This window comes from Streptomyces sp. PU-14G, from assembly GCF_041028275.1.
Taxonomy (GTDB): domain Bacteria; phylum Actinomycetota; class Actinomycetes; order Streptomycetales; family Streptomycetaceae; genus Streptomyces.
On the sequence record NZ_JASKYT010000359.1, the window covers coordinates 1 to 7,980 of the forward strand.

6 protein-coding genes and 2 pseudogenes are annotated in these 7,980 nt (G+C 74.3%); 7 read left to right on the top strand and 1 reads right to left on the bottom strand.

The features are described 5' to 3' along the window. Positions 1 to 325 precede the first annotated feature (325 nt). The 7 genes and pseudogenes from ssd to AB8Z75_RS28740 all read left to right on the top strand — a co-directional run. A complete protein-coding gene (gene ssd, locus AB8Z75_RS28710; protein WP_369207014.1) occupies positions 326 to 1,483 on the top strand; it encodes a septum site-determining protein Ssd in 1,158 nt (385 codons plus the stop codon). Beyond that, positions 1,480 to 2,910: a TadA family conjugal transfer-associated ATPase gene (locus tag AB8Z75_RS28715; RefSeq protein WP_369207016.1), complete on the top strand. Its 1,431-nt coding sequence runs from the start codon at positions 1,480 to 1,482 to the stop codon at positions 2,908 to 2,910. The genes ssd and AB8Z75_RS28715 overlap by 4 nt, the downstream gene beginning before the upstream one ends. Further along, entirely contained in the window at positions 2,907 to 3,908 is a 1,002-nt protein-coding gene (locus tag AB8Z75_RS28720; protein WP_369207018.1) for a type II secretion system F family protein, read from the top strand. The genes AB8Z75_RS28715 and AB8Z75_RS28720 overlap by 4 nt, the downstream gene beginning before the upstream one ends. A 407-nt stretch (positions 3,909 to 4,315) precedes the next feature. After that, positions 4,316 to 4,891, top strand: coding sequence for a type II secretion system F family protein (locus tag AB8Z75_RS28725; protein WP_369207020.1), 576 nt, complete (start codon positions 4,316 to 4,318; stop codon positions 4,889 to 4,891). 80 nt (positions 4,892 to 4,971) lie between these two features. After that, entirely contained in the window at positions 4,972 to 5,205 is a 234-nt protein-coding gene (locus tag AB8Z75_RS28730) for a DUF4244 domain-containing protein (protein ID WP_369207022.1), read from the top strand. Then, entirely contained in the window at positions 5,192 to 5,881 is a 690-nt protein-coding gene (locus tag AB8Z75_RS28735) for a TadE family type IV pilus minor pilin (protein ID WP_369207024.1), read from the top strand. The genes AB8Z75_RS28730 and AB8Z75_RS28735 overlap by 14 nt, the downstream gene beginning before the upstream one ends. After that, positions 5,878 to 6,207: pseudogene (locus tag AB8Z75_RS28740) on the top strand (Rv3654c family TadE-like protein); the annotation flags it as partial. The gene AB8Z75_RS28735 and the pseudogene AB8Z75_RS28740, both read left to right, overlap by 4 nt. A 233-nt stretch (positions 6,208 to 6,440) precedes the next feature. On the opposite strand, the pseudogene AB8Z75_RS28745 reads toward AB8Z75_RS28740, so the two are convergent. Then, positions 6,441 to 7,769, bottom strand: a pseudogene (locus AB8Z75_RS28745) (Zn-binding domain-containing protein); the annotation flags it as partial. Positions 7,770 to 7,980: the final 211 nt, after the last annotated feature.

The window sequence follows — 7,980 nt, forward strand, 5'->3', positions numbered from 1 at the left end:
GCCGTGGAGACGACCCCCGCTCTCCCCCCCGGCGGGGGTCGTCGCATGTCCGGAGGTATTTTCCCGCCCCGGCCCGCCGTGGCCGGGGTTTTTTCGATCTTTGCGGAGCGGAGTCTGTGATTCCTCCGAGCTGTGACCCAGCGTAATCGCTAGACTGCTCTCCGGCAGTCACCGGTTTGGGTGAGGAAGTTATTCACAACCCCCGGGTTGTCCACAGTTTTCGACCATGATCCACAAGTTTTTCCGGTTCGCCGCACCGTGAATCCCGTCGGCGTCCGCAGCCGTTTGCGGACGCTAGTGCCCGAGGGGCAGGGAGGTTCGGACCATGGCCGAAAACATTCTGATTGTCACCGAGGACGCGGAACTCCTCGATGACCTACTGCGACTGTGCGCAGCCGCCGGGACGCCCGAGCCCCAGGTGGCTCACGGCGGTCCCTCCGGCGCGGTGGGCTGGGCGGCCTGGAGCGGCGCAACTCAGTGGGAGCGGGCGCCCCTCGTGCTCGTCGGGGACGACTGTGCCGCCGCCTCCGGCTTCGGCGATCCGCCAGGCCCCGGCACCCCGGGCGGAGGCCCAGCGGTGCCACGCAGGCCGGGCGTCCTCCTCGTGGGGCGGGACTGGGACGATCCGGGCGTATGGGAACGCGGTGTCCGGGTCGGCGCCGAGAGCGTCGTCCTGCTGCCCGACGCGGAGGCCTGGCTGACCGACCGGATCGCGGACGCCGTGGAGGGAGTGGGGCAGTCGGCCTTGACGGTCGGAGTGGTCGGGGGACGCGGCGGCGCGGGAGCCTCCACGCTCGCCTGCGCCCTCGCCGTCACGGCGGCACGCGCCGGGGAGCGCACCATGCTCATCGACGCGGACCCGCTCGGCGGCGGACTGGACATCCTGCTCGGCGCCGAGCGAACCACGGGGCTGCGCTGGCCCGACCTCGCCCAGGCCCGGGGCCGGGTCGGCGGCTCGGCACTCGCCGACTCCCTACCTCGCGCCCACGAGTTGCACGTGCTCAGCTGGGACAGGGGCGAGCACGCGGCGGTGCCCTCCGACGCGATGCGTTCCGTGCTCGGTGCCGCGAGGCGACGCGGCGGTGTGGTCGTCGTCGACCTGCCCCGGCAGGTGGACGAGACCGTCGCCGAAGCCCTCGTCCAACTCGACCTCGGCCTGGCGGTCGTCCCCGCCGAACTGCGCGCGGTCGCCGCCGCACACCGCGTCGCCGACCGGATGCGGCTGGCCGTGCGCGACCTGCGCGCGGTGGTGCGCTCTCCTGGCGGCCCCCGGACCGAGCGCGGTTACGACTCAGGGCTGGACGACACCGAGGTCGCCCGCCTGCTGGAACTTCCACTGGCCGGAGAGCTGCCGTGGGAACGCGGACTGCTCGAAGGTGTCGACCGGGGCACACCCCCCGGCTTCGCCAAGGACGGTGCCCTGGCCCGCTTCTGCGGCCGGTTCTGGGAGCGGGCGCTCAGCGGGGGAGGGGTGGCCGTATGACCGCGGACCAGTCCTCATGGCGCGCGTCGGCGGCGACGCGGGGCACGGCGGCCACCGGAGCGGAGGCCCAGGCCGTCGGCGACGCGGCGGCAGCCGGGGAACAGCTGTTGGACCGGGTGCGGCGCAGCCTCGCCGAGACGGGAGCCGAGCCCACCCCCGCGCGAGTGGCGGCGGTGCTGCGGTCCCAGGGGAGGCTGATGGGGGACAGCGCGGTGCTGGGCGTCGTCGAGGCGCTGCGCTCCGAGCTGGTCGGCACGGGACCGCTGGAACCGCTGCTCGCCGACCCGGAGGTCACCGACGTGCTGGTCACCGCGCCCGACCAGGTGTGGATCGATCGGGGGCGCGGGCTGGAGCGGGCAGGGGTGTGCTTCCGCGACGCCGCCGCTGTCCGCAGGCTCGCCCAGCGGCTGGCGACCTCGGCCGGGCGGCGGCTCGACGACGCCCGCCCCTGGGTCGATGCCCGGCTTCCGGACGGCACCCGGCTGCACGCGGTCCTGCCTCCCGTCGCGGTCGGATCGACTTGCCTGTCCCTGCGAGTGGTTCGGCCCCGCGCGTTCAGCCTCGCGGAGCTGGTCGCCGCGGGGACAGTGCCCCCGGGCGGAGAGTGGCTGCTGCGGACGGTGCTGGAGGCGCGCCTCTCCTTCGTCATCAGCGGCGGCACAGGCTCCGGCAAGACGACGCTGCTCTCCACTCTCCTGGGGCTGGTCGGCCCGCACGAACGCATCGTCCTCGCGGAGGACTCCGCCGAGTTGCGCCCCGAGCATCCGCACGTGGTCCGCCTGGAGGCACGCCCCGCCAACCAGGAGGGGGTGGGGAATGTGGACCTTCGCGACCTCGTGCGGCAAGCCCTGCGGATGAGGCCGGACAGGCTGGTCGTCGGTGAGGTCCGTGGCGCCGAGGTGACCGACCTGCTGGCCGCGCTGAACACGGGACACGAGGGCGGATGCGGGACCGTGCACGCGAACGCCGCCGCCGACGTTCCCGCACGTCTCGAGGCCCTGGGGACGACGGCCGGACTCGACAGGGCCGCCCTGCACAGCCAGTTGGCGGCCGCACTCGACGTGATCCTGCATCTGGTGCGGGGCCGGGACGGGCGGCGGCGCATCGCCCAGATCCACGTACTGGAGCGGGACGCCGCGGGGCTGGTGACGACCGTGCCGGCCGCCGTATGGAGCGGCCGGGGCGACGCACCGCGCACGGGGTCGGGAGCGGCAGCCGGCGGATTCGCCCGCGGCCCCGGGTGGGAGCGGTTGCGCGCCCTGTGCACCAGGTCTCTTCGCGAGGACGGAGGAACCCTTGCCCCTGGCGGAGCCGGACCGGGCGGGAGCCTCTCGGAGCCCCGGAACCGCCCAGTCGAAGGGCGAGCCCTCCCTCTCGCATCGAATGGTGAGCCTCGCACGGGCTCCCAGGTGAGGAGCGCGCCATGACGGATGCCCTGGACACGGCAGCGGCCGGGGCGGAAGCCGCGGGCACCCAGGCGGCGGCGTATGCCGCGATGGTCTGCGCCGGGGCGGCGGCCTGGCTGCTGACAGGACGGAACGGCGGAGCCCAGCGGGCCCGGCTGCTGCTGGCCGGCGGAGGAGAGCCGGCCGGGCGGAACAGTCCCTTCGCGCCTCCCGCCTGGTGGCGGGAGGCCACCGAGGGGGCGCGGCGCCAGCTGGCTGCTCGCCTCGGTCCGGCGGGCTGGTGCCTGCCGGCCGGAATGCTCGTCGCGCTACTGGGCCGGTCCTGGATTCCGCTGGTGGCGGGGTTCTTGGCGGTGCCTGCGGTGCGCGGGTGGCTCGGGCGCCGGAGCGCCGGTCGACTCGCCCGGGCCCGGGAGGCCGCCGTGGTGGAGCTCTGCGCGAGCGTGGCGGGCGAACTGCGTGCCGGAAGGCAGCCGGGCGCTGCGGTGCTCGCCGCCGACCGGGCCGTGCTGGAACGGTTCGGAGACGCGGGCGCGGCCGTGCTCGCCGCGGCCCGCTTCGGCGGTGACGTGGCGGGCGCACTACGCGAGGCCGCCGCGCTCCCGGGCGCGGACGGGCTCTCGGGAGCCGCTGCCTGCTGGCAGGTCGCGGTCGACGGCGGGGCAGGTCTGGCAGACGGGCTCGAACGGGTGGCTGCCTCTCTGCGGGCCGCGCGGGAACAGCGGGAGGAGTTGAGAGCCCAACTGGCCGGACCGCGTTCCACCGCGCTGGTGCTCGCTCTTCTTCCGGTCTTCGGGCTGGTGCTGGGCGGAGCCATGGAGGCGAACCCGCTGGAGATCCTGCTGCATACCCCTGCCGGATTCGCCTGCCTGGTGGCGGGCCTCGCTTTGGAGTGGGCGGGTCTCGCCTGGGTCGCCCGCATCGTGCGTTCCGCAGAGGGAGCCGGTTGGCCGCGGCGGACGGCGGGGCCCGAGGAAGGGCGGGTTTCTCTCGCGCCCGTCGGGGGCCGGTCGAGGTGAGCGGCGCATGGATGGACGTTGTCCCCAGGCTGTGGATGTGGGCGCTCGCGAGCGCGGCACTGCTGGGCGCGGCCGGGTGCGTGACGGGGGTCGTCGAAGTGACGCGGCGAGAGGGGCGTGTTCGGCAGCGGGCGTGGTCGGCGTGTGGTCACAAGAACGGCGGCCAGAAAAACGGCGGCCGGCCGAAGGGAAGCGCGGCCCAGCACGGCCCGGGTCTGGGCGGGTTGGGCACGAGGGCGCTGGACGAGGCCCGGCCGCAGGCGCGCGGGTGGGGACCGGCCGGAACGGACGGAGACGGCACCGGACCGCAAGGAACCGGACAAGCCGCACGGCCGGCACTCGTCTCCAGGCTCAGGCAGACGGTGCACCAAGCCCTGCGGTCCCGGCGGATGCGGGAGGGGGTGGGAATGACAGGGGCCGGGGCAGTGGCGCTTCTCCTGATCGGCGGCCAGGTGGGCTGGCTCGCGGGCGGTGCCGCAGCGTGGGGCATGCGCTGGTGGCTGCGGCGCTGCGCGGGGGACGGCACCGTGCGCAGTGCGGAGGACCGTGCGGCCGAGGAGCAGCTGCCCCTGGCGGCCGACCTGATGGCGGCCTGCCTGGCGGCCGGTGCGGGGACCGAGCGCGCTGCCGAAGCCGTGGGCGGGTCCGTCGGTGGCCCGCTGGGAGAACGGCTGGTCAAGGCGTCCACGGAACTGCGGCTCGGCGCGGACCCCGGACTGGTCTGGGGGCGGTTCGCGGAGCGGCCCTGGGGAGTGGAGTTCGCCCGGTGCATGGAGCGTGCCGCAGACGCCGGAGTCCCGGCCGTCGAGTCCGTGGCCCGGCTCGCAGCCGAGTTGAGAGCCCGGTGGATCCGTGCGGCGAACGGCCGGGCGAGGCGAGCAGCGGTGCTGGTCACCGGCCCACTCGGGCTCTGTTTCCTGCCCGCGTTCCTGGCCATCGGGGTGGCGCCCGTGCTGCTGGGGCTGGCCAGGACGCTGTGGTGAGCCGTACGGCACAACAAGAGCGGCAGCGGCGAGCGTACGTCGACGAGGGACGTGCGGCCCGCCGAAGGAGAGTGCAGACGATGTCCGAAGTCAGGGAGGTCAGTGCGGTGTTGGTGGCGATGCGGCGGCTCTGGAAGAGGGTACGCACGGCACACGGGCTGAGTGGCGACCGGGGAATGAGCACAGCCGAGTACGCGATCGGCACGTTGGCGGCGGTGGCCCTGGCGGCGGTGCTCTACAAGGTCGTCAACAGCGGCCCGGTGGGCGCACAGTTGCAACAGCTGATCGAGCGGGCGCTCCGTGGGCCGTTCTGACCCCACAGGGCCCGGTGGAGAAAACGGCGGCCCGCGCGCCACCGCACGCCGCCGACGACCGTGGCGCAAGGCCCGTACCGCCCGCAAAACCCCGACGGACTGGAGCGCGGGCTATGTGACGGCCGAGGCCGCCGTGGTGATCCCGGCGCTGGTCGTGCTGGTGGCCGGGCTGCTGTGGGGGCTCATGGCAGCGGTGACCCGCATCCAATGCGTCGATGCCGCCCGCGCCGGTGCCCGGGCGGCGGCACGCGGGGAAACCGACGACGGCGTGGCCCGCGCCGTGCGGTCGGCCGCGCCGCCGGGCGCCCGGACGAAAGTCACGAAAGACGGAGAGCTGGTGCGCGTCGCCGTCAGAGCCCGGACGGTGGGGCCGGGCCCCCTGACGGTGGAGCTGCGGTCCGCGGCGGTCGCCATGGATGAGACCGGAGATGAGGCTGCGGGCGGAGTGGGTGGAGCTGGCGACGCGGGCGGATCTGGCGACGCGGCTTCGGACGAGGCCGTGGGGGAAGGCCACGACGATCGGCAGACCAGCGGCAGAGAGGAAGCCCCTGGCGACCACGCCACCGACGCTACCGGCCGGAATCACGACCAGGCCCTTGGAGACCCCGGGAACCCCGGTAACCCCGGGGGGCCCGAGCGGGCCGGCGCGCGAGAGGCAGAGGAGAAGGGGGGATGAGGGCGCACCTTTCACAGCTCCGCAGCGACCGCGGGTCGGCGTCCGTGTGGGCGGCACTGAGCGCGGTGGTGCTGTGCGGGGTGTTCGCGGCGGTGCTCGGCTTCGGCCAAGCGGTCCACGTCCGTCACCGCGCGGGCTCCGCGGCCGACCTGGCGGCGCTCGCGGCAGCCGACCGGGCACTCGAGGGCCGGGCCGATGCCTGCGCGGCGGCGCGCAGAGTGGCGCGGGCCCAGGGGGCGCAGGTGGTCAGGTGCGCGGTGCGGGGAGAGATCGCTGATCTGGACGCGCGGGTGCGGTGGGGGCCGTACGACGCCCTGGTGCGCGCCCGCGCCGGTCCGGTCGGATCGCAGGAGTACACATCGGCTTCGTCCGCACCGGATCGCGGCTGCCGGCCGCCACCACGCCGTGCTGTGTCATACCGTGCCATGCTGGGCCATACCGTGCCATGCCATACCGGGCCGTGCCATGCCGGACCCCGGACAGGTGGGCCGGAGGGGCCGGAGGGAGCGGAGGGGCCGACCAGACGACCGAGCGGAGCAGGTCGGCCGGGGCCGGGCGGTCAGACAGCCGAACGGAGGAGTTCCGACAGGAGGCGGACGGCGCCGCGCTTGTGCAGCGGGTCGTTGGCGTTGCCGCACTTGGGCGACTGGATGCAGGAGGGGCAGCCCGCCTCGCACTCGCAGGAGGCGATCGCGTCCCGGGTGGCGGTCAGCCACGCCCGGGCGGTGTGGAAGGCACGTTCGGCGAAGCCCGCCCCGCCGGGCTGGCCGTCGTAGACGAAGACGGTGGGGAGGAGTGTGTCCGGATGCAGGGCGATGGAGACGCCGCCGATGTCCCAGCGGTCGCAGGTCGCGAACAGCGGAAGAATGCCGATGGAAGCGTGCTCGGCGGCGTGCAGCGAGCCCTCCAGGATCTCGGGCGTGATGCGGGCGGCGTCGAGCTGGTCCTCGGTGACCGTCCACCACACGGCGCGGGTCCGCAGGGTGCGGGGCGGAAGATCCAGCTTGGACTCGCCCAGGACCTCGCCGGTGATCAGACGGCGGCGCAGATAGGAGACGACCTGGTTGGTGACCTCCACCGAACCGAAGCACAGACGGGCGTCACCCCAGGCCACCTCTGCCTCGGTCTCCAGAAGGGCCAGCGAGGTGGTGTCGCGGGCCATGGTCGTCCACGGGGGGCTGGCTTCCTCGACGAGGGCGGCGGAGTCCTCCAGATCGAGCCGGCGCACCACATAGGTGCGGCCTTGGTGCAGGTGGACGGCGCCTTCGTGGACGGTGGTGTGCGCGGCTGCGGCATCCACGGTGCCCAGCAGCCGGCCGGTGCCCTCTTCCACGACCTGGACAGGCCGCCCGCCGCTGCCGCGGATGTCGGTGAGGTCGGCAGCGCGTTCCTTACGGGTCCAGTGCCAGCCGGACGAGCGGCGGCGGAGCAGCTTGCGCTCTTCGAGCTTGCGCAGGAGCTGGCCGGTCTCCGGCCCGAAGAGGGGGAAGTCGGCTTCGGTGAGCGGTATCTCGGCTGCGGCCGCACACAGGTGGGGGGCGAGGACGTAGGGGTTGTGCGGGTCCAGGACGGTGGACTCGACAGGGGTGTCGAAGAGGGATGCGGGGTGGTGGACGAGATAGGTGTCCAACGGCTCGTCCCGCGCGATCATGATGGCGAGCGCGCCCTGACCGGCCCGCCCGGCGCGGCCCGCCTGCTGCCAGAGGGAGGCGCGGGTGCCGGGGTAGCCGGTGATGAGGACCGCGTCGAGGCCGGAGATGTCGATGCCGAGTTCGAGGGCGTTGGTGGCGGCGAGCCCCAGGAGTTCGCCGGTGTGCAGGGCCCGCTCCAGGGCGCGCCGCTCCTCGGGGAGATAGCCGCCACGGTAGGCGGCGATCCGCGCGGAGAGTCCGCCCCGGCGACCGACACCGGGAACCGGCCCGCCGACGCTCCGGGCCGGGACCTCCCTGATGCCCTCGCTCTCACCCGGCAGACTCTCTCCCTCACCCACACCCGGCGAGCTTTCGCCTGCACCCGGCGAGCTTTCGCCTGCACCCGGCAGGCCCACGCCTTCCGCGCCTGGCCCCGCACCCGTGGCTGCGCCCGCCCCACGCTGTCCC

Excerpts from the sequence above, each read along its gene's own strand:
- ssd (WP_369207014.1), top strand. The coding sequence starts at position 326 with ATGGCCGAAAACATTCTGATTGTCACCGAGGACGCGGAACTCCTCGAT.
- AB8Z75_RS28715 (WP_369207016.1), top strand. The coding sequence starts at position 1,480 with ATGACCGCGGACCAGTCCTCATGGCGCGCGTCGGCGGCGACGCGGGGC.
- AB8Z75_RS28720 (WP_369207018.1), top strand. The coding sequence starts at position 2,907 with ATGACGGATGCCCTGGACACGGCAGCGGCCGGGGCGGAAGCCGCGGGC.
- AB8Z75_RS28725 (WP_369207020.1), top strand. The coding sequence starts at position 4,316 with ATGACAGGGGCCGGGGCAGTGGCGCTTCTCCTGATCGGCGGCCAGGTG.
- AB8Z75_RS28730 (WP_369207022.1), top strand. The coding sequence starts at position 4,972 with ATGTCCGAAGTCAGGGAGGTCAGTGCGGTGTTGGTGGCGATGCGGCGG.